This window comes from Brevundimonas sp. KH_025 (assembly GCF_057839885.1).
Map to the genome: position 1 here is coordinate 299104 of NZ_CM174501.1, position 22701 is coordinate 321804.

Below are 22701 nucleotides of genomic sequence, written 5' to 3' on the forward strand. Positions count from 1 at the left end.
GATCAACCGGCGGGGCCTTTTTCTTTGTCTCCGCATTTTGCTGTCATCCCGGGGCCGCGCAGCGGAACCCGGGACCCAGGCGGCGGCTCATGCGGCCGCCTGCGGTGGTCAAAGCAGAGGTCTGGGTCCCGGATCGCCTCTGCGAGGCGTCCGGGATGACGGCAATTAGCTAGCCCGGAACGCCGCGATGGCCTCGACCGTCTGGCGCACCTTGGCCTCGATGCCGGCCCAGTCCCTGGCCTGGATCGCCGCCTCAGTGATCAGCTTGGACCCCATGCCCGCCGCCACGATGCCGGCGCCGAACCATTGGGCGATCGACGCCTCGTCGGGATCGACCCCGCCCGTCGGCATGATCTTGGTCCAGGGCATCGGCCCCAGCACCGCCTTGACGAAGTCCGGCCCGCCGACGGCGGCGCCGGGGAAGAGCTTGACGATCTCGCAGCCCAGTCCTTGCGCCTCCGAGATGTCGCGCACCGAGCCGCAGCCCGGCGCATAGGCCACCTGATGGCGGTTGCAGACCTGCGCCACCTCGGGAACCAGGCAGGGGCTGATGACGAAGCGCGCGCCCGAGGCCAGGTAGAGGGCCGCCGTCGGCGCATCCAGGATCGAGCCGACGCCCATGATGATGTCGGGATCGGTCCGGGCGAACTGCTTCGACAGGGCGGTGAAGGTCTCCCAGGCGAAGTCGCCGCGGTTGGTGAACTCGACGGCCCTGGCCCCGCCGCGGGCGCAGGCGCGGATCACCTCGGCGCAGACCTCCGGGTCGGGGTGATAGAAGACCGGCACCACCCCTTGCGTCTGCAGGGCGGTCAGGACGCTGAGGCGGTCGTGACGCTGAGTGGGGCGCATGGGGTCTCCTTCGGGGCGTTCAGACCCGCAGATCGGCGCTCGGCGCGCCCGGCGTCAAGGGACGCCGGGATCACGCCTGGTAAGCTATTCGGCGGTCGCCAGGGTCACGAGCCGCTTGACCATGCCGCTGTCCTTGTCGGCCAGCGGGTCCAGCATGGTGAAGTGGTCCAGCCCGTCCAGCACCTCGACATGGGTGTCGGCGCCCTTGCCGCCCCACTCGGCGGCCATGTGGCGGCTCTGGCGGATGAACTCGTTGCTTTCCGCCCCGCCGACCCAGCAGTCCAGCGCCCGCCCGCCCGGCGCCCCGCCGTTGGGCGCGGGCCAGTGGATCGGCGACAGCGCCCGCGCCGTGGCCGCGTCCAGACCCAGGGCCGCGTTCAGCGTGGTGTGGATCAGCGGCTCGACGTCGAACACGCCCGAGATCGCCAGGGCCGCGCGCGCCCGGCCCTCGGACAACATGCAGGCCGCCATATGCCCGCCGACCGAATGGCCGAAGACCAGAGGCCGCTTGCCGGTGCGGTCGCGCACCAGTTCGGTGGCCCGGCGCATCTGGCTGATGATGGCGCCGACCTTGACCGCCGGGGCTAGGTCATAGCCGGGGATGACCACGCTGATTCCGTGATCCAGCAGGGCTGGCGCCACCCAGGCGAACCAGGCCCGGTCCAGCGCCTGCCAGTATCCGCCGTGGATGAAGATGGCGGTCGGCGCGCCGGAACCGGCGTCGAACCACTCCATCCTTTGCCGCTCGCCGGGACCATATTCGACGGTTTCCGGCCTCAGGGCGTCGATGACGCGGGCCGAATCTTCTCGCCATCGTTTCAGGATCGCCGGGTGTCCCGGCACCCGTTCCCGATTGTTGTAGGCCGCCTCGTAATCGACTGGAGGGGCCGTCAGTGTCGCCGGAGCCTTACCCATGCCGTTTCCATCCGCTATGCACCTCCGCTTGAACGGGAGGTTCCGACCATGATGACCGCCATTTTCGTCTTCATCAAATGCGAGTTGGGCTACGCCAACGATGTCGCCGCCGATCTGGTCGACAATGTTGAAAACGTGTCGGAAGTTTACTCGACCTCGGGCCAGCATGACCTGCTCGCCAAGTTCCAACTGCCCAAGGACGCCGACATCGGCACCTTTGTGACCAAGCAGGTGCAGACCCGCCCCCACATCCGCGACACCTTCACCGTCATCACCTTCTCGCCCTTCCTGCCCAGCCAGAAGTAGGTTCCGTTTCCAAAAAAGACCGGCTAGCCTCCCTGCCACGACGAACGCAGGGGAGGGCGGCATGGCCGATCTGGAGACGTTCCGCGCCGAGACGCGCGCCTGGCTGGAGGCCAACTGCCCGGCCGAGGTGCGCGGGCCGCGCGACGGCGACGAGGACTATGTCTGGGGCGGCCGCAACCCCGTGTTCAAGACCCCGGCGCACAAGCTCTGGCTGGAGCGCATGGCCGAGCGCGGCTGGACCGCCCCGGAATGGCCCAGCGCCTACGGCGGCGGCGGCCTGAACCGCGAGGAGGCCAAGGTGCTGGCCTCCGAAATGCGCCGCCTCAAGGCGCAGGCGCCGCTGGCCAGCTTCGGCATCTGGATGCTCGGCCCGGCGCTGCTGGCCTTTGGCTCAGAGGAACAGAAGCAGCGCTTCCTGCCGCCCATCGTGCGCGGCGAGATCCGCTGGTGTCAGGGCTATTCCGAGCCCGGCTCCGGCTCCGACCTCGCCTCGATCCAGACCCGCGCCGAAGATCGCGGCGACCACTGGATCGTCAACGGCCAGAAGGTCTGGACCTCCTACGCCGACCAGGCCGACTGGATCTTCTGCCTGGTGCGCACCGACCCCGAGGCGCCCAAGCACCTGGGCATCAGCTTCGTCCTGTTCGACATGGCGACGCCGGGCGTCAGCACCCGCCCCATCACGCTGATCAGCGGCAAGTCGCCCTTCTGCGAGACCTTCTTCGACGACGTGCGCGTGGAAAAGGAGAACCTGGTCGGGACGCTGAACCGCGGCTGGGACGTGGCCAAGGCCCTGCTGGCGCACGAGCGGACCATGATCGGCGCCATGGGCGACACGGGCGTCGGCCGCCCCCTGGGGCAGGTCGCGGTCGATACGCTCGGCGTGGACGAGGCCGGGCGGCTGGACGAGCCGTCCTTGCGCGCCCGCATCGCCGACTACGACATCGACGCCGCCGCCTTCCGTCTGGCGATGGAGCGGGTGGGGGATCAGGTGAAGGCCAAGCAGGCCCATCCGGCGATCGCCTCCATGCTGAAATACTATGGCTCGGAACTGAACAAGCGCCGCCACGAACTGGTCATGGCGGCGGGCGGCTCGGACGCGCTGGAATGGGAGGGCGAACGCTCCAAGGACGGCGCCGCCGCGCGCGACTGGCTGCGCACCAAGGCCAACTCCATCGAAGGCGGCACCAGCGAAATCCAGCTGAACATCATCGCCAAACACCTGCTGCTGCTGCCGGGAGCCTGAGCCCATGCCCCTGATCCTGACCGAAGAGCAGACCATGCTGCAGGACGCCGCCGACGGCTTCCTGAACGAACACGCACCTATCGCGCACCTAAGGAAACTGCGCGACAGCCGCGACCCCGACGGCGTCTCGCGCGACCTGTGGCGGGCCTTTGGCGAGATGGGTTTCGCGGGCGTCGTCATTCCCGAGGACAACGGCGGATCGGGCCTCGGCGCCGTCGAGGCGGGCGTCATCGCCGAGAGCCTGGGCCGCACCCTGACGCCCTCGCCCTTCATGGGCTCGTCGGTGCTGGCCGCAAGCGTGCTGAAGGCGGCGGGTTCGGCGGCGCAGAAGACCTGGCTGGGCCGGATCGCGGCGGGCGAGGCCATCCTCAGCCTCGCCGTCGATGAAGGCCCCAAGCACGCCCCGGCCAAGATCACCACGCGGGCCGAACGCGCCGGCAACGGCTTCAAACTGAACGGCGCCAAGGGCTTCGTGCTGGACGGCCACGTCGCCGACGTCCTGATCGTCGCGGCCCGAATTCAGGAAGATGGGGCAGACGACGGCCTGACCCTCTTCCTGATCGACCCCCAGACGCCGGGCGTCGCGGTCGAACGCACCGTGATGGTCGACGCTCATAACGCTGCGCGCGTCACCCTGACCGACGTGGTGGTGGACGCCGACGCCGTGATCGGCGCCGTGGGCGAGGGGCAGGGGCCGCTGGACGCCGCCCTGACCCTGGGCCGGGCCTGCGCCGCCGCCTCTCTGGTCGGGGCGGGGGATCAGGCCTTCAAGGTGACGCTCGAATACCTGCGCACCCGCAAACAGTTCGGCAAGCTGATCGGCGAGTTTCAGGCGCTGCAGCACCGCGCCGCCCACCTGTTCACCGAGCTGGAGCTGGCCAAGGCTGCAAGCCTGGCCGCGCTTCAGGCCATCGACGCGGGCCGCCCCGACGCGGAAGCCGCCGCCGGGATCGCCAAGGCCAAGGCCGGCCGCGTCGCCGAACTGGCGGTGCAGGAGGCGGTCCAGATGCACGGCGGCGTCGGCATGACCGACGAGTTCGACGTGGGCCTGTTCATGAAGCGGGTGCGCGTCCTGAACGAACTGCTCGGCGACGCAGGCTTCCACGCCGAGCGGTTGGCGCGCAGCCAGGGGTTCTGACGCTTGTTTGATCCAGGGCAAAGCTGAGCTTGGCCGGGATGACGGCGTGCGGTTCGCCCGCTAAACCTCCTGCAAGGGAGAAACCACATGACGCGATCCAACGCGCCCGCCTATCAGACCGGCTTCGCCAATCATTTCGCCACCGAGGCCGTCGAAGGCGCCCTGCCGGTCGGGCGGAATTCGCCGCAGCGCCCGGCCCTGGGCCTTTATGCCGAGCAGCTGTCGGGCGCGGCCTTCACCGCGCCGCGCGATCACAATCTGCGCAGCTGGCTCTACCGTCTGCGGCCCTCGGCCCAGCACGGGCCGTATCAGCCCTTCGCTCAGGGACGGGTGCGCTCAGGTCCCTTCACCGAGACCCCGCCCAACCCCAACCGGATGCGCTGGGATCCCCTGTCCATGCCGGACCAGCCGACCGACTGGGTCGAGGGCCTGACCACCTATGGCGGCAACGGCGACGCCGATTCCGGCGTGGGCGTGGGCATCCACCTCTATGTCGCCAACCGGTCGATGACCGACCGGGTCTTCTACTCGGCCGACGGCGAGCTGCTGATCGTGCCGCAGGAGGGGGCGCAGCGCTTCGTCACCGAGATGGGCGTGATCGAGGCCGCGCCCGGCCATGTCGTCGTCATTCCGCGCGGCGTCCGCTTCCGCGTCGAGGTGGATGGCCCCAGCGGTGCCGAGATCCGCGGCTATGTCTGCGAGAACTACGGCTCGCCCTTCCGCCTGCCGGACCTTGGTCCCATCGGCTCCAACGGCCTGGCCAATCCGCGCGATTTCGAGACGCCGGTCGCCTGGTTCGAGGACGTGGACCGCCCGACCCAGTGCGTGCAGAAATACGGCGGCCTGCTGTGGGCCACCACCTTTGGCCACAGTCCGCTGGACGTGGTCGGCTGGCACGGCAACTACGCCCCCTATCGCTATGACACGGCGCGGTTCAACACCATCGGCACGGTCAGCTACGACCACCCGGACCCGTCGATCTTCACCGTCCTGACCTCGCCCAGCGACACGCCCGGCACGGCCAACTGCGACTTCGTCATCTTCCCGCCGCGCTGGATGGTGGCCGAGGACACCTTCCGGCCGCCGTGGTTCCACCGCAACGTCATGAGCGAGTTCATGGGGCTGGTGTTCGGCGAATACGACGCCAAGGCGGGCGGCTTCGCCCCCGGCGGCGCCTCCCTGCACAACCGCATGAGCGGCCACGGTCCCGATCAAGCCAGCTGGAACGGCGCGACCCAGGCCGAGCTGAAGCCGCACAAGATCGAGAACACCCTGGCCTTCATGTTCGAGACGCGGATGCCCATCCGCACCACGGCCTGGGCCGAGAAGACGCCGCTGATGCAGCTCGACTACGACGACTGCTGGACCGGGTTCGAGAAGGGACAGGTCGGATGAAGCTGAAAGCCCTGCTGTTCGCCGCCGGTGTGGCTCTGGCGGCCTGCTCGCCGACGCCCGCGCCCGAGCCCGCAGTCCCGACCGTTGATGAGCCCGAGCCGCCGAAGATGACGGTCACGACCTCGTCCTGCACGGCGCGCGGCGGCGAGATGCAGCAGGTCGGGCGGATGCAGTCCTGGCAGTGCGTGGTCAAATACGCCGACGCGGGCAAGCGCTGCACCGACGCCTCGCAATGCGAGGGTGACTGCGAGATCGCGGGCAACAGCGGCATAGCCCCCGGCGCCCGCGCGGTCGGCGCCTGTCAGGCCGACAGCAACCGCTTCGGCTGCCGCACCACGGTCAAGGACGGCAAGGCCGAGCCGACGCTCTGCATCGACTGACCTGATCCTCCCCCGCTGCGCAGGGGAGGATCGAAAGCTCACCCCGCCTCATTGAAGGCCACCCGCGCGGCGCCCAGAAGCGCGGCCTGCTTGTGCAGGATCACCTTGGTCGGGATGGCCTGCATATAGGGCTGGAGCCGGCCCTTGCGCTCGAACCGTTCGCGGAAGGGGCTGGCCTTGAGGAAGGGCAGGATGCGCGGGGCGATGCCGCCGGCGATATAGACGCCGCCGCGTGCCCCCAGGGTCAGGGCCACGTCTCCGGCCACGGCGCCGAGGATGGCGCAAAACCGCGCGAGCGTCGCGCCGCAGGGCGTATTCGGGTCCTTTAGCGCCGCTTCCGTGATCTCTGCCGGGTCGTCGATACGGCTTTCGCGCCCGTCGATCTCGGCCAGGGCCCGGTGCATGTTCAGCAGGCCCGGCCCGCAGATCAGCCGCTCGATCGACACCCGGCCGTAGCGGCGGCGCAGGATGCGCAGGATCTCGTCCTCGACCGCGTCGTCGGGGGCGAAGCATGCATGGCCGCCTTCGCTGGGCAGGGCGATCTCGCGCCCGTGGCGGTCGCGCGCCAGGGCCGAGACGCCGAAGCCGGTGCCGGGACCGAGCACCGCGAGGGCGGCGTGCGGATCGCCGCTCATCGGCCCGCCCAGCGAGGCCAACTGATCCTCCGGCACGACGGGCGCGCCCCAGGCCAGGGCCTCGAAGTCGTTGATCAGCCTGACCGGGTTCAGGCCGAGGGTCTGCAGTTCGCCCTCCGACACCGCCCACGGCGAATTGGTCAGGTCGATAGCCCCCTCCGTCACCGGCCCGGCCACCGCCAGCACCCCGCCCGACGGCTTGACCGCGCAGCCGTCGAGATAGGCCTTCACCCCGCCAAGGAAGGTCGGGTGTTCGTGGGCGGGGAAGCTCTGGTGGTGGTCCAGCACGATCTGGCCATTGACCCTCCGGGCCAGGGCGAAGCGGGCGTTGGTGCCGCCGACATCCCCGACCAGAAGGGTCAGGCCGGCCATCACACGTCGCGCCGGGCGTAGCAGACCGTGGCGCCCTGTTCGGCGGCGGTCACGATGTGGCGGAAGGCGCCGAACAGTTCGCGGCCATAGCCCCAGCGGCTGGCGTCGGCGTGGGCCGGGCTGCGCTGGACCGCCGGACGGGCGCTCAGGTCGATCCCGCCGACGGTGGTCAGCACCCCGGCTTCGGGGTCCAGGCGGATGACGTCGCCGTCCTTCACATGGGCCAGAGGGCCCCCCGCCAGCGCCTCGGGGCTGACATGGATGGCGGCGGGGGTCTTGCCGCTGGCGCCCGACATGCGGCCGTCGGTGACGAAGGCGACCTTGAACCCCTTGTCCTGCAGCACGCCTAGTGCGGGCGACAGGGAATGCAGTTCCGGCATCCCATTGGCGCGCGGCCCCTGAAAGCGCAGGACCACGACCACGTCGCGATCCAGCGCTCCGGCCTTGAAGGCGGCCAAGGCGTCTTCCTGGGTCTCGAACACGGCGGCGGGGGCCTCGACGATGCGGTGCTCGGGTTTGACCGCCGAGACCTTGATCACAGCCCGGCCCAGGTCGCCCTGCACCAGCCGCAGGCCGCCGTCCTTCTGGAACGGGTCGGAGGCGGGGCGCAGGATGTCGAGGTCGAGGCTTTCAGCCACCGTGTCGCGCCAGACCAATTCGCCGTCGATCAGGCAGGGCTCCTGGAAATAGGGCTCCATGCCCCGACCCATGATGGTGGTCACGTCGTTGTGCAGGACGCCCGCCTGGATCAGTTCGCGCGTCACGAAGGCCGTGCCGCCCGCCGCCTGGAAGGCGTTCACATCGGCCGAGCCGTTGGGATAGATCCGCGCCAGCAGCGGCGTCGCCGACGACAGCTGGTCCATGTCGGTCCAGTCGATCAGCACCCCCGCCGCCCGCGCCATGGCCACCAGATGGATGGCGTGGTTGGTCGAGCCGCCAGTGGCCAGCAGGGCGACGATCATGTTGACGATGGTCTTTTCCGACACGACGTCGGCCATGCGGCCTTGGCCCGACCGAGCCAGTTCGACGGCGCGCTTGGCGGCCGCCGCGGTCAGGGCGTCGCGCAGGCCGGTGTCCGGGTGGACGAAGGCGGTCGAGGGCATATGCAGGCCGGCGATCTCCATCATCATCTGGTTGGAGTTGGCCGTGCCGTAGAAGGTGCAGGTTCCGGGCGAGTGATAGGAGCCGATCTCGCTGGCCAGCAGGGTGGCGCGGTCCACCTTGTTCTGAGCGTAGAGGGCGCGGACGCGGGCCTTCTCGGCGTTGGGAATGCCCGACGGCATGGGTCCTGCGGGCGCGAAGACGACCGGCAGATGGCCGAACGCCAGCGCCCCCATGAACAGGCCCGGCACGATCTTGTCGCAGACGCCCAGCATCATGGCGGCGTCAAAGGCGTCGTGGGTCAGGGCCACGCCGGTCGCCATGGCGATGACGTCGCGGCTGAACAGGGACAGCTCCATGCCGGGGCGCCCCTGGGTGACGCCGTCGCACATCGCCGGGGTTCCGCCCGCCACCTGGGCCGTGGCGCCGACCTCGCGGACGGCCGTGCGGATGACGCCGGGGAAGCGCTCGAACGGCTGATGCGCCGACAGCATGTCGTTGTAGGCGGTGACGATCCCGACATTGGGCTGGGCGCCGGTCATGGCCGTCAGCTTGTCGGCCACGGTCTGGCCGGCGAAGGCGTGGGCCCAGTTGGCGCAGGACAGCTTGGCCCGCCCGGCGCCGCTGTCGCGGGCGGCGTCCATGCGGCGGATGTAGTCGGCGCGGGTCGCGCGGCTGCGTTCGACGATGCGGGCGGTGACTTCGGCCACCACCGGGTTCAGGGGGGGAGCCATCAGGCGGCCTCCGTCCAAAGCACTTCAAGAGGAGCCTTCGCCGCGATCAGGGCGGCGATGGGATGGGTCTTCGGATCGCCCTGCGCCTCGCGCTCGAACACGGCGCGCTTGGCGGCGCCGGTCAGGGCCAGCACCACCCGCTCCGCCGAGGCCAGATAGGGCAGGTTGATCGACAAACGTTCCTGCGCCGGCGCCAGACCGTCGCGGCCCGGCGGCACGCCATAGACGGCGGGCTTCAGATCCGGCGACAGCAGGGTCTTCAGCGTCGGGCTGTCGGCGAACATCGAGCAGATATGGCCGTCCTCGCCCATACCCAGCAGGACGGCGTCGAGGCGCCCGCCTTCTGCGGCCCCAATCGAGGATGCAAGCGCCTTCGACGCCTCGGCGGCGGCGCGGTCCACGGTCACGGCGGGGGAATAGAGGGGCAGGAAGCGCGCGGCCGAGGCCCGGCCGGTCAGCAGGGTCCGCTTCATCAAGGCCGCGTTCGAGTCGGGCGAGGTCTCGGCCACGTAGCGTTCGTCCACCAGGGTGGCGACGACCTTGGACCAGTCGAGGTCGATGCAGGCCAGGTCGGCGTAGATCGGCGTCGGGGTCGAGCCGCCCGCGCCCGCGAACACGGCCTTGCCGTTGTCCAGCACGGCCGCGCCCAGGGTTTCGGCCAGGCGCGCGGCGGCGGCTTCGGCCCAGGCGGCCTTGTCGGGGAAGGTTTCGATGAGGGTTTGGGTCATGACATGCCTCCCCTTTCCCTCGAGGGGGAAGGGGTCGGGGGACGGGGTGTCGGCAGGGCGGCGAAGAAAGAGGCGCGCGAGGCGGCGCTGAACGACCCGCAGAGCCCTCCGGCGTGAAGCGGGAAGCGACGTGCCTTCACCCCTCCCAACCCTCCCCCTCGAGGGGAGGGCTTATGTGCCATTCTACTCATCGCGCGTGTTCCACTTCCGGCCGGTCCGCGACAGCAGCAGGTCCGCCGTCTCCGGCCCCCAGGTTCCGGCGACATAGCCCAGCGGCTTGAAGCGGGCGCCGTCCCAGGCCTCCGACACCTCATCGACCCATTTCCACGCCTGTTCGGCCTCGTCGCGGCGCACGAACAGGGTGGAGTCGCCCTTGAGCGCGTCCAGCAGCAGCCGCTCATAGGCGATGCGGCGGCGCGGCGGGGCGGCGTCCCTGCCGTCCTGCCCCCAGGACAGGCTCATCTTGATCGGCTGCAACTGCATGCGCTGATCCAGCCCCGGCTTCTTGTTCATCACCGACAGGGAAATGTCTTCCTCGGGCTGGAGTTCGATGATCAGGCGGTTGGCGCTGACCTCGCCGTGTCCGAAGATGGAGTGCGGCACCGGCTTGAACTGGATGACGATCTCGGTGCGCTTCTCCCGCAGCCGCTTGCCGGTGCGCATGAAGAAGGGCACGCCCGCCCAGCGCCAGTTGTCGATGTCGGCGCGGACGGCGACGAAGGTCTCGGTGTCGGACGGCTGGCCGCGTTCGTCCTGATAGGCCTTCGCTGGCCGGCCCTCGACCTCGCCCGCGACATACTGGCCGCGCACGGTGACGCGTTCGACCTCCTCCGGCGTGACGGGGCGAAGGCTGCGCAACACCTTGACCTTCTCGTTGCGGACCGAGTCCGGGTCGAGGTCGCTGGGCGGCTCCATCGCCACCAGACACAACAGCTGCAGCATGTGGTTCTGCAGCATGTCCCGCAGGGCGCCGTATTCGTCGTAATAGGGCCAGCGGTCGCCGACCCCGACGGTCTCGCCGACCGTGATCTGGACGTGGTCGACCGTCAGGTTGTTCCACAAAGGCTCGAAGATGGTGTTGCCGAAACGCAGGGCGATCAGGTTCTGAACCGTCTCCTTGCCCAGATAGTGGTCGATGCGGAACACCTGACGCTCGTCAAAGGCGTGGGCCACGGCGTCGTCGATTTCGCGGAAGCTGGCCAGGTCCCGCCCGACCGGCTTCTCCAGCACGATGCGGCAGTTCTTCTCGGCCAGGCCCGCCGCCTTCATCGCCGTGACGATGCGACCATAGAGCGAGGGCGAGACCGCCAGAAACGACGTCACCTCCTCGTCGCCGCACTTCGCCTTCAACGGGGCCAGGCTGTCGGGATTGGTGGCGTCCACGGCCAGATAGTCGAGGCGGGCGGCCATGCGCGCCCAGCTGGCTTCGTTCCAGCCGCCGTCGGCCTCGGCGCGGGCCTTCACCGCCTCATGGACCTTGGCGACATAGTCCTCGGCGCTTTCCTCGGACCGCGCTGCGCCGATGATCTTCAGCCCCTCGGGCAGCAGGCCGTCGTGGTCGAGGAAGTAGAGCGACGGCAGCAGCATCCGCATGGCGAGGTCGCCGCCTCCGCCGAACAGAATGAGAGCCGCCATTCGCGCTTCCTCCGTGCCCCCGACGCGCGGGGTTTCGCCTTACGGCCTAGCTATCGTCCTTGGCCGGTTGCGCGCGGCGCGCCAAGACGTCCAGCACTTCCTGAAACACCATGTTACGCGCATGGAGAAGGACCAGCAGGTGATAGATCAAATCCGCCGACTCGCTGGCGAGTTCCGCCTCGTCGCCCGCGGCGCCCGCCAGGGCCGTCTCGACGCCCTCTTCGCCGACCTTCTGCGCCGCGCGCTTCGGCCCCTGGGCGATCAGGCGCGCGGTCCAGCTGTCGTTGGGGTCGGCCTGGGCGCGGACGTGGATGGTGCGCTCCAGACGACCGATGCGGCCCAGCCCCGGCGCGTCCTCGTCGCCGAAACAGCTGACGCGGTTCAGGTGGCAGGCGGCGCCGACCGGGCGCACCTTCACCACCACGGCGTCGCCGTCGCAGTCGGGCGTCACCGAGACCACATTGAGGAAATCGCCGGACGTTTCGCCCTTCCTCCACCGCCCGCCGCGCGAGCGCGAGAAGAAGGTGGCCTGGCCGCTGTCCAGCGTCTCGCGCAGCGCCGCCTCGTCCATATAGGCCAGCGTCAGCACCTGCAGGGTGTCGGCGTCCTGCACCACGGCGGGGATCAGGCCGTTCCCCTTGGCGAAGTCCAGTTGGGCGAAGTCGATCTTGCTGATGTCGAGGCTCATGAATTTGATCCGCTCATCCCCGCGGAGGCGGGGACCCAGGTTTGAGCCATCTGACGGACGGCGGCCTTGTCTGCGAAACCCAGCAGGCGGCGTTTGTCGCCAAAGCCCTGGGTCCCCGCCTCCGCGGGGATGAGCGGGAGGAGGGCGGTCATAGCCTCACCTCCACCCCGACCTGATCGAGGTAACGTTTGAGATCGGGAATCGCGATCGCGCCCGAGTGGAAGACGCTGGCGGCCAAGGCGCCCGACACGTCCGCTTCAAGGAAGACATCGCGGAAATGCTCGACCGCGCCCGCCCCGCCCGAGGCCACCAGCGGAATGGTCAGCCGCCGCCGCGCCTCGGCCAGTTGGGCCACGTCATAGCCGCGCCGCACCCCGTCCTGATCGATGCAGTTCAGCACGATCTCGCCAGCGCCCAGTTCTTGCGCCTCGACGATCCAGTCCATGGTCAGCTTGCCTGCGCCGCGCCGGGCGTTCGGATCGCCGGTGTATTTGTGCACCCGCCACTCGCCGTCCTGAAAGGCGCTGTCGACGCCGACGACGACGCATTGCCGACCCAGCCGAGCGGCCATCTCGCCGATCAGTTCGGGGCGCTCCAGCGCGGGGGAGTTGATCGACACCTTGTCGGCCCCGTGGTCGAGACAGCGCGCCGCCTGCTCCACCGTGCGGATGCCGCCGGCGACGCAGAAGGGGATGTCCAGCAGCCGGGCGATGTCCTGCACCCAGCCATAGTCCAGCGTCCGCCCCTCGGGGCTGGCGGTGATGTCGTAGAAGACCAGTTCGTCGGCGCCCTGATCGCGATAGCGCGCGGCCAGTTCGGCGGCGTCGCCCATGTCGACGTGGCCCTCGAAGCGCACGCCCTTGACCACCCGCCCGTCCTTGACGTCCAGGCAGGGGATGATGCGTCTCGCCGTCATTGGGCGACCGCCTTCAGCGCTTCGGCCACGGTGAAGCGGCCCTCATAGATGGCCCGCCCGACGATGGCGCCGTCGCAGCCCAGATCGCGCGCGGCGGTCAGGTCGTCCAGCGACGCCACCCCGCCCGAGGCCTGGATCTTCAGCTCCGGCCGACGCGCCAGGGCCTCGCCCAGCAGGTCGAGGTTAGGCCCGCTCAGGGCGCCGTCGCGGCCCACGTCGGTCATCAGCACATGGGTCAGCAGGTCGGACGGATAGCGCTCCAGCACGGTCCACAGATCGACCCCCGCCGACTGGGTCCAGCCCTTCAGCGCCGGCACCGGAACCCCGTCCTCATACTTGACGTCCAGCGCCAGGGTGATGCGTTCGGACCCGAAGCGGTCCAGCCAGGCCAGCACCGCGTCGGATTGGGTCACGGCCAGCGAGCCGACGACGACGCGGCTGACGCCGGCTGCCAGCAGCCGTTCGACATCGGCCTCGGACCGCACGCCGCCGCCCGACTGGATCTTGACCGCGCTTGATGCCGCCAGTTCGCCGATCAGGCCGTGCTGCATGGCGCGACCGGCCTCGGCGCCGTCCAGATCGACAATGTGGACCCAGGCGGCGCCCTCGGCGGCGAAGGCGGCCAGACGCGCGGCCGGGACCTCGTCATAGCGGGTCACCTGATCGAACCGCCCGTGCATCAACCGCACGCAGACGCCGTCCTTCAGGTCGATGGCGGGATAGACGATCATGCGGGCAACTCGAGGAAGTTCTTCAGGATACGCGCCCCCGCAGCCGCCGACCGCTCCGGGTGGAACTGGCAGCCCCAGCGGTTGGCGCTGTTGACCACGGCGGGCACCGGCACGCCGTAGTCGGCGGCGGCGATCGTCGCCGGACCGTCGGGGCAGACGAAGCCGTGCACGAAATAGGCCCAGTCGCCGTCCTTGATCCCCTCCAGCAGGGGATCGGGGCGACGGAGGCTCAGACGGCTCCAGCCCATGTGCGGCGACGGCCGCGATGGGGCGGGAAGGATGGCCTCGACCCGGCCGGGGATCAGGCCCAGCAGGTCGGCGCCCCCGTTCTCAGTGTCCTCGTCCTCGGCGCTGGTCTCGAACAGCAGCTGCTGGCCTAGGCAGACGCCGAGCAGCGGCCGTTGGAACTGACGCAGAGGCTCGACCAGACCGAGCGCGTTCAGCCGCTGCATGGCATAGCCCGCAGCGCCGACGCCGGGCAGGATGATCCGCTCGGCCTCGTCGAGGTCGGCGGGGTCGGCGCTGATCCGCACCCGCGCGCCCAGCCGTTCCAGCGCAAACCGCACCGAGGCGACATTGCCCGAGCCGTAACCGATCAGGGTGACCTCCTTCATGAGCCGGTTCCGATCCTCCCCTGTCGCATAGCGACGGGGGAGGGGGACCATGCGCAGCATGGTGGAGGGGGCGAAATCTGGTCGCAGCGTGTGGGGCCTGCCCCCTCCACCGCTGCGCGGTCCCCCTCCCCCGCTCCGCAGGGGAGGATCGAAAAGGCGGCGCTCATCACAGCACCCCCTTGGTCGACGGCACCACGTCGCCCTCGACGCGGATGGCCTGCCTCAGCGCGCGCCCCAGGGCCTTGAACACGGCCTCGGTCTTGTGGTGGTCGTCGTCGCCGGTGACCGTGACGTGGATCGCCGCGCCCAGGTTCTCGGCCAGCGAGCGGATGACGTGGGTCGTCAGGTCGGTGCGGTAGTCGCCGATGAAGGGGGTGGCGAAGGTCCCCTCGAACACCGGATAGGGCCGGCCCGACAGGTCGATGGAGACCGCCGCATTGGCCTCGTCCATCGGCAGGACGAAGCCGTAGCGGGCGATGCCCTTCCTTTCGCCCAGCGCCTGTTTCAGCGCCTGACCCAGGGCGATGGCGCTGTCCTCGATGGTGTGGTGCGGATCGGTGTGCAGGTCGCCCTCGCACGACAGACGGATGGAAAATCCGCCGTGCGCCGCCACCTGTTCGATCATGTGGTCGAAGAAGCCGACGCCGGTGTGGATGGTCACCGGCCCGGCGCTGTCCAGATCGACGGCGCAGACGATGCGCGTCTCTTTCGTATCGCGCACGGCCTGGCCGACGCGGGTGCGGCGAACCTTGGGCGCGACGGCGCCCAGGGCTGTCAGCAGCCGGTCGTTGACCTCGGGCTTCAGCGACACCGGCAGGCGCACGCGCTCGCCCGCCGCGTCGGCGCTCAGGCCGAAGCGGCGCAGGTCGGCGATGACGGCTGCGGGATCGGAGGGCCGGGCGATGATCACCGGCCCGACCCCGGCCTCCAGCGGCATCAGCCGCGACAGGGCCTCAACGACGCGGGCGCGCTCGCGGCGCACGCCGTCGATGCGCTCGGCGGTCTCGATCATCCGCGACGGGTCCAGCGCCTGCAGCGCCAGCCGCACCGAGACCTCGGGCAGGGCGTAGGGTTCGAGCACGCTCGCCAGCCGCAGCAGAGTCTGGGCCTGGGCTGCGGCGGCCCCGACCCGCGCCCCGGCCAGCCCATAGGCCAGCGACAGGCTGCGCAGAACGATCAGGTTGGCGTGGTCCTTGACCACGCTTGCGGCGGACGCCGCCTCGGCGAACTCCACCAGACCTTCGTCCACGACCAGCAGGGCAGGGGCGACGCGCTCGGCCATCTCGGCCACGGCTTCAGGCGAGCCCAGGGCGCGGATGACCACGGCGGCGACGTCCGCCCCTTCGGTCGGACGGGCGTAGAGCGCCGCCAGCCCCTGATAGGGCTCGGCGTCCGGCGCCTGCACCTTCAGTCCGTCGCGGGCGGCCAGACGCCAGACCAGTTCCAGCCCGTGCGTCAGGCCGCGCAGCGGCAGCACCTGATCGGCGGCGACGCTGTAGAGCTCGGCCAATCGGGCGGCCAGCGCCGTCGGATCGGCCGGATAGCGGTCCAGACCTTCGCCGCCCGACACCAGCGGCGGATAGGGGGCGGGCAGGGTCACGCTTCGGTCCTCAGATCAGCCGCCCGGGCGTGGCCTTCCAGCCCCTCCATCCGCGCCAGACGGGCGGCGACGGGGGCCAGGGCGGCGGCGCCGGCCTGGGTCACCGTCTGCACCGACATGGTGGTCATGAAGCTGGCGGTGGTGATGCCTCCGAGCGTCCGCGCCCCGCCGTCGGTCGGCAGGACGTGGCTGGGGCCGGCGGCGTAGTCGCCCAGCGTCTCGGCTGCCCACTGACCGACGAAGACGGCCCCGGCGGCGGTGATCTTCTCGACCAGCAGTTCGGCGTCCTCGGCCTGGATGGACAGGTGCTCGGGGCCGTAGAGGTTGGCAACGGCGCAGGCCTCGGCCATGTCGGCCACGCGGATGGCGCGGGCCTCGGCCAGCGAGGCGCGGGCCACGGCGGCGCGGGGCAGGGTCTCCACCTGACGCTCCACCTCGGCGACGATCTCGTTCAGGGCCGTGCCGCTGTCGGACACCAGGATGACCTGGGCGTCGGCGTCGTGTTCGGCCTGGCTCAGCAGGTCGGCGGCGACGATCTCGAAGTCGGCGTCGCGGTCGGCGATGATCAGCAACTCGGACGGCCCCGCCGGCATGTCCTGCGCCGGACCGCCGGGCAGGCTTGACGCATAGCGCTTGGCCTCAGCCACATAGGCGTTGCCGGGTCCGAACAGCTTGTCGACCGGTTCGATGACGCCTTCATCCAGGTCGACGCCGAACGTCAGGGCGGCGATGGCCTGGGCCCCGCCAAGCAGCCAAAGCTCGTCCAGACCGGCCTCGGCGGCGGCGACGATCATGGCCGGGTGGACCGACCCATCTTTCGAGGGGGGCGTGACGGCGACGCGCCGCCGGACCCCGGCCACGCCCGCCGGAACAGCCAGCATCAGCAGGGACGAAAACAGGGGCGCGGTGCCGCCGGGCACATAGAGGCCCGCCGAGCCGATGGCCCGCCAGACCAGCTTGGAGCGCACGCCGGGGGTGGTCTCGATGAAGGCGGTGTCCTCGGGCCGGGTCGCCTCGTGGAAGACGCGGACGTTGTCGGCGGCGACCCGCAGGGCGCGCGCGGCGGCGGGCGGCAGGTCGGCGCGGGCCTCGGCGGCGGCCTTTTCGGTGATCGCCACGCGGCGCGGGGCCGCCCCGTCCAGCTTGATCGCCCAGTCGGTCACGGCCTGACCGCCGCGCGCCTGCACGTCGTCGAAGATCTCGCGCACCACGCTGGTGACGAAGCCCTCGGTGCGGCGTTGCGGGCGGGCCAGCGCGGCCTTGCGCTCGGCGGCATCCAGTTTGTTCCAGTCGATACGCTTCATCACATCATCTTCTCGATCGGCAGGACCAGGATGGCCGAAGCCCCCGCCGCCTTCAGCTTCTCCAACGTCTCCCAGAAGACGGCTTCTTGGCAGACGGCGTGGACGGCCACGGCGTCGTCTCGGCCCGACAGGGGCATGACGGTGGGCGACCCGGCACCGGGCAGGATGGCGGTGATCTGATCCAGCGCCGAGCGCGGCGCGTTCAGCATGACGTACTTGGCCCCCTGCGAGGACACCACGCCCGCCATCCGCTCGATGATGCTGTCCAGCAGGTGTTGCAGCCCGGCCTCGGGCGCGGCCGGCGCCTTGATCAGCACGGCCTGGCTGTCCAGCACCGTCTCCTTGGCCGTCAGGCCGTTGGCCTCCAGCGTGGCCCCGGTCGACACCAGATCGCAGATGGCCGAGGCCAGCTTCAGCCGGGGGGCGACCTCGACCGCGCCGCGCATGGTGACGATGTCGGCGCGCACGTCGCGGTCGTTCAGGAAGCGACGCAGGATCTTCGGATAGGACGTGGCGATGCGCAGGCCGTCCAGCGACTGCGGTCCGGCGTAGTCCAGGCTCGGCGGCACGGCGATCTTCAGCGTGCAGCGGCCAAAGCCCAGCGGCATGACCACCTCGGCGTTCGGCCCGCCGTTGCGGCCTTCCTCCAGCACGTTCTCGCCGACGATGCCGAGGTCGCAGACCCCGTCCGCCACGAAGGTCGGGATGTCGTCGTCGCGTACCCGCAAGAGGTCGATCGGATAGTTTTCGATCCGATACAGCAGTTCGTTGTTGCCCTTGATGACGCGAAGCCCTGCGTCGCGGACCAGGTCCAGGCTGCGTTCGGCCAGACGGCCGGATTTCTGGACGGCGATGCGTAGCCGCCCCTGCACGGTGCTCATGATCTCAACTCAGGCTTGGCCAGAAGGCGTTTTTTGGCGGTCCAGCACCAGGCGATAGCCCTGGTGCGGCATGTCCTTCAGGGAACGCGCGACGCGCACCACGGTTGTCGGGCTGGCCGAGGCCTCGACCGCGATCTCGCGATAGGTCTTGTCCCCGCCGTCCAGCAGCCGCGCCACCTGCCACCGCTCGGCAAAGGCGCGCAGTTCGGCGGGGGTGCACAGGTCCGCCAGAAAGGCGTCAGCCTCCGCCCGCGTCTGCAGCGAAAGCAGGGCGTCTAGCAGGGCGATCTTGGCAGGGTCGGTGCTCATGGCGTGTTCCATTATGCTGTAACAATGGAACGGTCAACCCGTCCGAGCCGGTTCCTTTTCCTCCCCACCTGTGGGGAGGGGGACCACGAAGTGGTGGAGGGGCTATGGCGCCGAGCATTGAAACCTATCGACGCGCTGCTGGAATGCGTCGGGCCCTGACCCCGCCGGAGGCGAGGCTGTGGTCGCAGCTCAAGGCGGGCGGCCTCGAAGGGTTGAAGTTTCGTCGACTTCTACTGTCATGCCGCGCGTCTGGCGGTTGAAGTCGATGGAGCGAGTCACGATGAACCAAGCCAGATCGCACATGACGAGCAGCGGACGCGATGGCTGGCGACGCAAGGCGTGGAGGTCATGCGCGTGCGAGCGACGGATGTGCGAGATCATCTGGGCGGGGTTCTGGCGGTGATCATCCAGCACGCGACGGGGCGGTAACGCCCCTCCACCGCTACGCGGTCCCCCTCCCCACGAGTGGGGAGGAAAAAGCGCGCATCTCGCCACTCGCCACTGACTGCTCTCCGCTCTATCTGTCTGGCTATGACCAAGGTTCTGATCATCGGCGCGGGACACGCGGGGGGCTCGGCGGCGGCGCTGCTGAGGCAGTATGGCTATGAGGGCGAGATCGTCCTAGCGGGCGAGGAGGCGGCGGCGCCCTATCAGCGGCCGCCGCTGTCCAAGGCCTGGCTGAAGGGGGAGGCGGGTCTGGAGGACCTGCTGCTGCGCCCCGAGAGCTTCTACGCCGAGCAGACCATCGACCTGCGCACCGGCGTCACGGCGACCGCCATCGACGCGTCGGCCAAGACGGTCGCCTTCGCCGACGGGACGGTCGAGCCTTACGACGTGCTGATCCTGGCCACAGGCTCGATGGCGCGGAAACTGGCCATCCCGGGCGCCGACCGGCCCGACCTGTTGGAGCTGCGTACGCTCCAGGACGCCGAACGGCTGAAGGCCGTGCTGGCCCCTGGCAAGCGGCTGGCCGTGGTCGGCGGCGGCTATGTCGGCCTCGAAGCCGCAGCCTCGGCCCGCGCCCTGGGCGCCGAGGCGGTGGTGATCGAGCGCATGGACCGGGTGCTGGCGCGCGTGGCGTCGGAAACCCTGTCGACCTTCTTCACCGACTTCCACCGCCGGCACGGCGTCGAGATCCTGACCGGCGCCGAGGTCTCGGGATTCGAGGACGGCGGCGTCCGGCTGGCCGACGGAAGCCTGATCGCGGCCGACGCCATCCTCGTCGGCGTCGGCGCCCTGGCGCGCGAAGCCCTGGCGCGGACCGCCGGTCTGATCTGCGAGAACGGCGTGGTGGTCGACGAGACCGCCCGCACCAGCGACCCCGCCATCTACGCCATCGGCGACGTGACCCACCGGCCCCTCCCGGCCCACGGCGGGCGGATGCACCGGCTGGAAAGCGTGCCCAACGCCCTGGAACAGGCCAAGCAGGCCGCCGCCGCCATCGTCGGCCGCCCGGCCCCGGCGGCGGAAGTGCCGTGGTTCTGGTCGGACCAGTACGATGTGAAACTTCAGATCGCCGGCCTGCCCTTCGACGCCGATCGACAGGTGGTGCGCGGCGACCCGGCGACGGGCGCCTTCGCCGTCTTCCATCTGAACGGCGACCGCATCGTCTGCGTCGAGGCGGTCAATGCGCCGGCCGAATTCATGGGCGGGCGCCTGCTGATCGGCAAGGCGACGCCGGTGGACGCCGCCCTGCTGGCCGATCCCGCCGTGTCGATGAAGGGCGTGGCCCTGGCGAGCTGAGGACGTTTTCGTCCGGGGACGGCCGGTCGGCGTGACTTTGGCGCCTCAATTGCGATTTATTCGCAGAGTCACTTGCGGTGTGGGAATAAGGTGATATTGCGACCGCCTCGCAACATTACCGACTGGTTCCTCCCCCCATGTCCGACGCTCGTTCTTCCGCCCTCAAGGCGCTTCTGTTCGCCTCCAGCGCCGCCGGCATGCTGTGCGCCTCGCCCGTTCTGGCCGCCGACGAGGCGCCGATCGCGACGGCGGATGTGACCCAGGACGCCACCAACCTGGGCGCCATCGACGTGAACGGCCACCGCGTGAAGCGCGAGCCCAAGGACCCGACCTTCGTCGCCCCCCTGGTCGACACGCCGCGCGCCGTCACCGTGATCCCGCAGCAGATCATCGAACAGACCGCCGCCACCTCGCTGCAGGACATTTTGCGCACCTCGCCGGGCATCACCTTCGGCGCCGGCGAAGGCGGCCAGCCCCTGGCCGATCGTCCCTTCATCCGCGGCCAGGCCTCGGGCAACAACATCTTCGTCGACGGCATCCGCGACAGCGGCGGCCAGCAGCGCGAAGTCTTCAACCTGGAACAGATCGAAGTCATCAAGGGCCCGGATTCGGTCTACTCGGGCCGCGGCTCGGGCGGCGGCAGCATCAACCTGGGCTCCAAGGCCCCGCGCCTGACCAACTTCGTTCACGGCTCGGCCGGCGCCGGCACGGATGACTATGCGCGCGGCACGGTGGACGCCAACTGGCAGGTCAGCCCGACCGCCGCCATGCGCCTGAACCTCATGGCCTCGCAGGGCGACGTCGCCGGCCGCGACTCGGTCGAGTTCGACAAGTGGGGCGTGGGGGCTTCGATCGCCGCGGGTCTCGGCACGCCGACCACCGTGACCGCCAGCTACTACCACCTCGACAGCGACCAGATGCCCGACTACGGCATCCCGCTGTTCAACAAGATCTTCGCCCCCGCCAATCGGCCGACCGACAGCGGCATCCTGGACGTGCCCTACGACAGCTTCTACGGGCTGAAGGCGCGCGACTATCTGACCAACACGGTCGACACCCTGACCCTGGCCGTCGATCACCGCTTCAGCGATGCGCTGGCGATCCGCAACGTCACCCGCTGGTCGCAGACGCTGAACGACTATGTCGTCACCAATCCCGGCGACGGCGGCCGGTTCGATTCGAAGCCCACCCCCGGCGCGGCGCTGGTCAACGGCGTCTGGTGGATGAAGCGGGGCACCAAGTCGCGCTGGAACCCGGCCGAGACCCTGGCCAACGTCACCGATCTGCACGGTTCGTTCACGACCGGCGCGATCAAGCACAATTTCGACATGGGCCTGGAGCTGTCGCGCGAAAAGAACCGCAACGCCTCCTATATTGTCATGACCCTGACCGGCACGGCCTGCCCGGCGCCGCTGACCGGCTTCGACTGCACCCCGGTCTATAACCCCAACCCGAACGATCCCTGGACGGGCACGATCACGCGCGGCAACGTCAGCCACAACACCACCGACACCCTGGGCGTCTACGCCTTCGACTCGATGGCGTTCGGCGAGAAGTGGATCCTCAACCTCGGCCTGCGCTGGGACGACTATTCGGTCGAGGGCGCCGACTGGGTGAACGTGGGCACGCCCGCCGTTCCGACCCTGACCCCGCGCAGCGGCGACTGGGACTTCGTCAACTATCAGGTCGGCCTGGTCTACAAGCCGACGGCGAGCAGCAGCCTCTACGCCTCCTACGCCACCTCCTCGACGCCGCCGACCATCTCGGCCGGGGATCAGAACGCCGGCAACGGCCTGGGCCAGGGCAATCTGGCGACTGAACTGCTGGACCCCGAAGAGACCCAGAGCTTCGAGATCGGCGCTAAGACCAACCTGTTCAACGACCGTCTGGCCCTCAGCGGCGCCCTGTTCCACCTGACCCGCAAGAATGCGGCGATTCTGGTCGATGTGGGTCAGTACGAGCAGGCTGGCGAGGTCGAGGTTCAGGGCCTGGAGCTGGGCGTCTCGGGCAATGTCACCGACAAGTGGCAGGTCTTCGGCGGCTACACCTGGATGGATTCCGAACTGGTCAACGGCGCCGTCAACGAGGGGCTGCAACTGGCCAATACGCCGGAGCACAGCGCCAGCCTGTTCACCACCTACCGCCTCCTGCCTAAGCTGAGCCTGGGCGGCGGCGTCTACTACGTTTCCGATTCCTGGGGCGGCAACCAGGGCGGGGCCGGCGGCGGCGTCAACCGCGTTTACGCGCCGGCCTACACCCGCGTGGACCTGTTCGCCTCGTATGAGATCAATGACCGCGCCTCGCTGCAGCTGAACGTCCAGAACGCGGGCGACGAGGAATACATCATGCGCACCAACGGCGTTCACCACGCCGACCCGGCGCCGGGCCGTTCGGCCATCCTGACGCTGAACGTCCGCTACTAAGCCCCTACTGGGCGACCGCGTTTCGCGCCATCATGTCGGCCCCGTCGTTCTCCTGAGC

Annotated in this window: 22 protein-coding genes; 8 read left to right on the forward strand and 14 right to left on the reverse strand. The window is 69.6% G+C overall.

Features of this window, described 5'->3' with window-relative positions:
• Positions 1-165: 165 nt before the first annotated feature.
• Positions 166-849 (reverse strand): bifunctional 4-hydroxy-2-oxoglutarate aldolase/2-dehydro-3-deoxy-phosphogluconate aldolase, encoded by a 684-nt coding sequence (locus AC3IS2_RS01530; protein ID WP_489198915.1) that lies wholly within the window; start codon positions 847-849, stop codon positions 166-168.
• Positions 850-933: 84 nt separating this feature from the next.
• The gene (locus tag AC3IS2_RS01535; protein ID WP_489198916.1) at positions 934-1764 is read right to left on the reverse strand and encodes an alpha/beta hydrolase; all 831 of its coding nucleotides are present in this window, start codon (positions 1762-1764) and stop codon (positions 934-936) included.
• A 48-nt stretch (positions 1765-1812) separates the two neighbouring features.
• Here AC3IS2_RS01535 and AC3IS2_RS01540 point away from each other — a divergent pair, with 48 nt between their 5' ends.
• The 5 genes from AC3IS2_RS01540 (at position 1813) to AC3IS2_RS01560 (ending at position 6229) form a co-directional block, all read left to right on the forward strand.
• Positions 1813-2070, forward strand: coding sequence for an Lrp/AsnC ligand binding domain-containing protein (locus AC3IS2_RS01540; protein ID WP_292035696.1), 258 nt, complete (start codon positions 1813-1815; stop codon positions 2068-2070).
• 61 nt (positions 2071-2131) lie between these two features.
• The gene (locus AC3IS2_RS01545) at positions 2132-3316 is read left to right on the forward strand and encodes an acyl-CoA dehydrogenase family protein (RefSeq protein WP_489198917.1); all 1185 of its coding nucleotides are present in this window, start codon (positions 2132-2134) and stop codon (positions 3314-3316) included.
• Between the two features lie 4 nt (positions 3317-3320).
• Positions 3321-4454: an acyl-CoA dehydrogenase family protein gene (locus AC3IS2_RS01550; protein ID WP_489198918.1), complete on the forward strand. Its 1134-nt coding sequence runs from the start codon at positions 3321-3323 to the stop codon at positions 4452-4454.
• An 87-nt stretch (positions 4455-4541) separates the two neighbouring features.
• Complete coding sequence (gene hmgA, locus AC3IS2_RS01555) at positions 4542-5849, forward strand: homogentisate 1,2-dioxygenase (RefSeq protein ID WP_489198919.1); 1308 nt, start codon at positions 4542-4544, stop codon at positions 5847-5849.
• Positions 5846-6229, forward strand: a complete 384-nt coding sequence (locus tag AC3IS2_RS01560) for a hypothetical protein (protein WP_489198920.1) — start codon at positions 5846-5848, stop codon at positions 6227-6229. Before hmgA ends, AC3IS2_RS01560 begins: the two co-directional genes overlap by 4 nt.
• Before the next feature lie 38 nt (positions 6230-6267).
• On the opposite strand, the gene glk is transcribed toward AC3IS2_RS01560, so the two are convergent.
• The 12 genes from glk to AC3IS2_RS01620 all read right to left on the reverse strand — a co-directional run bounded on the left by glk (position 6268) and on the right by AC3IS2_RS01620 (position 18477).
• Complete coding sequence (gene glk / locus AC3IS2_RS01565; RefSeq protein WP_489198921.1) at positions 6268-7236, reverse strand: glucokinase; 969 nt, start codon at positions 7234-7236, stop codon at positions 6268-6270.
• Positions 7236-9071 (reverse strand): phosphogluconate dehydratase, encoded by a 1836-nt coding sequence (gene edd, locus AC3IS2_RS01570; RefSeq protein ID WP_489198922.1) that lies wholly within the window; start codon positions 9069-9071, stop codon positions 7236-7238. The genes glk and edd overlap by 1 nt, the downstream gene beginning before the upstream one ends.
• The gene (pgl, locus tag AC3IS2_RS01575) at positions 9071-9799 is read right to left on the reverse strand and encodes a 6-phosphogluconolactonase (RefSeq protein ID WP_489198923.1); all 729 of its coding nucleotides are present in this window, start codon (positions 9797-9799) and stop codon (positions 9071-9073) included. Before pgl ends, edd begins: the two co-directional genes overlap by 1 nt.
• A 183-nt stretch (positions 9800-9982) precedes the next feature.
• Positions 9983-11434: a glucose-6-phosphate dehydrogenase gene (gene zwf, locus AC3IS2_RS01580; RefSeq protein WP_489198924.1), complete on the reverse strand. Its 1452-nt coding sequence runs from the start codon at positions 11432-11434 to the stop codon at positions 9983-9985.
• A gap of 46 nt (positions 11435-11480) precedes the next feature.
• Complete coding sequence (gene hisIE, locus AC3IS2_RS01585) at positions 11481-12122, reverse strand: bifunctional phosphoribosyl-AMP cyclohydrolase/phosphoribosyl-ATP diphosphatase HisIE (RefSeq protein ID WP_489198925.1); 642 nt, start codon at positions 12120-12122, stop codon at positions 11481-11483.
• Positions 12123-12270: 148 nt separating this feature from the next.
• The gene (gene hisF / locus AC3IS2_RS01590) at positions 12271-13038 is read right to left on the reverse strand and encodes an imidazole glycerol phosphate synthase subunit HisF (RefSeq protein WP_489198926.1); all 768 of its coding nucleotides are present in this window, start codon (positions 13036-13038) and stop codon (positions 12271-12273) included.
• Positions 13035-13769 carry a 1-(5-phosphoribosyl)-5-[(5-phosphoribosylamino)methylideneamino]imidazole-4-carboxamide isomerase gene (hisA, locus tag AC3IS2_RS01595; RefSeq protein WP_489198927.1) on the reverse strand — a complete coding sequence of 245 codons (735 nt, stop codon included), beginning with the start codon at positions 13767-13769 and terminating at the stop codon, positions 13035-13037. Before hisA ends, hisF begins: the two co-directional genes overlap by 4 nt.
• Positions 13766-14383, reverse strand: a complete 618-nt coding sequence (gene hisH / locus AC3IS2_RS01600) for an imidazole glycerol phosphate synthase subunit HisH (RefSeq protein ID WP_489198928.1) — start codon at positions 14381-14383, stop codon at positions 13766-13768. Before hisH ends, hisA begins: the two co-directional genes overlap by 4 nt.
• Before the next feature lie 166 nt (positions 14384-14549).
• A complete protein-coding gene (gene hisB, locus AC3IS2_RS01605; RefSeq protein ID WP_489198929.1) occupies positions 14550-15983 on the reverse strand; it encodes an imidazoleglycerol-phosphate dehydratase HisB in 1434 nt (477 codons plus the stop codon).
• Positions 15980-17287 carry a histidinol dehydrogenase gene (gene hisD, locus AC3IS2_RS01610; RefSeq protein WP_489198930.1) on the reverse strand — a complete coding sequence of 436 codons (1308 nt, stop codon included), beginning with the start codon at positions 17285-17287 and terminating at the stop codon, positions 15980-15982. The genes hisB and hisD overlap by 4 nt, the downstream gene beginning before the upstream one ends.
• A complete protein-coding gene (gene hisG, locus AC3IS2_RS01615; RefSeq protein WP_489198931.1) occupies positions 17287-18168 on the reverse strand; it encodes an ATP phosphoribosyltransferase in 882 nt (293 codons plus the stop codon). Before hisG ends, hisD begins: the two co-directional genes overlap by 1 nt.
• Before the next feature lie 9 nt (positions 18169-18177).
• Entirely contained in the window at positions 18178-18477 is a 300-nt protein-coding gene (locus AC3IS2_RS01620; protein WP_489198932.1) for a YerC/YecD family TrpR-related protein, read from the reverse strand.
• A gap of 249 nt (positions 18478-18726) precedes the next feature.
• Here AC3IS2_RS01620 and AC3IS2_RS01625 point away from each other — a divergent pair, with 249 nt between their 5' ends.
• The 3 genes from AC3IS2_RS01625 to AC3IS2_RS01635 all read left to right on the forward strand — a co-directional run bounded on the left by AC3IS2_RS01625 (position 18727) and on the right by AC3IS2_RS01635 (position 22643).
• Positions 18727-18906 carry an endonuclease domain-containing protein gene (locus tag AC3IS2_RS01625; RefSeq protein ID WP_489200073.1) on the forward strand — a complete coding sequence of 60 codons (180 nt, stop codon included), beginning with the start codon at positions 18727-18729 and terminating at the stop codon, positions 18904-18906.
• Between the two features lie 102 nt (positions 18907-19008).
• Positions 19009-20220, forward strand: coding sequence for an NAD(P)/FAD-dependent oxidoreductase (locus AC3IS2_RS01630; protein ID WP_489198933.1), 1212 nt, complete (start codon positions 19009-19011; stop codon positions 20218-20220).
• 137 nt (positions 20221-20357) lie between these two features.
• On the forward strand, positions 20358-22643 hold the full coding sequence (locus tag AC3IS2_RS01635; protein WP_489198934.1) for a TonB-dependent receptor: 2286 nt from the start codon (positions 20358-20360) through the stop codon (positions 22641-22643).
• The last annotated feature ends 58 nt before the right edge of the window (positions 22644-22701 follow it).

Excerpts from the sequence above, each read along its gene's own strand:
- pgl (WP_489198923.1), bottom strand. The coding sequence starts at position 9,799 with ATGACCCAAACCCTCATCGAAACCTTCCCCGACAAGGCCGCCTGGGCC.
- edd (WP_489198922.1), bottom strand. The coding sequence starts at position 9,071 with ATGGCTCCCCCCCTGAACCCGGTGGTGGCCGAAGTCACCGCCCGCATC.
- AC3IS2_RS01620 (WP_489198932.1), bottom strand. The coding sequence starts at position 18,477 with ATGAGCACCGACCCTGCCAAGATCGCCCTGCTAGACGCCCTGCTTTCG.
- hisH (WP_489198928.1), bottom strand. The coding sequence starts at position 14,383 with ATGAAGGAGGTCACCCTGATCGGTTACGGCTCGGGCAATGTCGCCTCG.
- AC3IS2_RS01560 (WP_489198920.1), top strand. The coding sequence starts at position 5,846 with ATGAAGCTGAAAGCCCTGCTGTTCGCCGCCGGTGTGGCTCTGGCGGCC.
- AC3IS2_RS01635 (WP_489198934.1), top strand. The coding sequence starts at position 20,358 with ATGTCCGACGCTCGTTCTTCCGCCCTCAAGGCGCTTCTGTTCGCCTCC.
- AC3IS2_RS01530 (WP_489198915.1), bottom strand. The coding sequence starts at position 849 with ATGCGCCCCACTCAGCGTCACGACCGCCTCAGCGTCCTGACCGCCCTG.
- AC3IS2_RS01545 (WP_489198917.1), top strand. The coding sequence starts at position 2,132 with ATGGCCGATCTGGAGACGTTCCGCGCCGAGACGCGCGCCTGGCTGGAG.
- hisA (WP_489198927.1), bottom strand. The coding sequence starts at position 13,769 with ATGATCGTCTATCCCGCCATCGACCTGAAGGACGGCGTCTGCGTGCGG.
- hisF (WP_489198926.1), bottom strand. The coding sequence starts at position 13,038 with ATGACGGCGAGACGCATCATCCCCTGCCTGGACGTCAAGGACGGGCGG.
- AC3IS2_RS01535 (WP_489198916.1), bottom strand. The coding sequence starts at position 1,764 with ATGGGTAAGGCTCCGGCGACACTGACGGCCCCTCCAGTCGATTACGAG.
- glk (WP_489198921.1), bottom strand. The coding sequence starts at position 7,236 with ATGGCCGGCCTGACCCTTCTGGTCGGGGATGTCGGCGGCACCAACGCC.
- AC3IS2_RS01550 (WP_489198918.1), top strand. The coding sequence starts at position 3,321 with ATGCCCCTGATCCTGACCGAAGAGCAGACCATGCTGCAGGACGCCGCC.
- zwf (WP_489198924.1), bottom strand. The coding sequence starts at position 11,434 with ATGGCGGCTCTCATTCTGTTCGGCGGAGGCGGCGACCTCGCCATGCGG.
- hisG (WP_489198931.1), bottom strand. The coding sequence starts at position 18,168 with ATGAGCACCGTGCAGGGGCGGCTACGCATCGCCGTCCAGAAATCCGGC.
- AC3IS2_RS01540 (WP_292035696.1), top strand. The coding sequence starts at position 1,813 with ATGATGACCGCCATTTTCGTCTTCATCAAATGCGAGTTGGGCTACGCC.
- hmgA (WP_489198919.1), top strand. The coding sequence starts at position 4,542 with ATGACGCGATCCAACGCGCCCGCCTATCAGACCGGCTTCGCCAATCAT.
- AC3IS2_RS01630 (WP_489198933.1), top strand. The coding sequence starts at position 19,009 with ATGACCAAGGTTCTGATCATCGGCGCGGGACACGCGGGGGGCTCGGCG.
- hisD (WP_489198930.1), bottom strand. The coding sequence starts at position 17,287 with ATGAAGCGTATCGACTGGAACAAACTGGATGCCGCCGAGCGCAAGGCC.
- hisIE (WP_489198925.1), bottom strand. The coding sequence starts at position 12,122 with ATGAGCCTCGACATCAGCAAGATCGACTTCGCCCAACTGGACTTCGCC.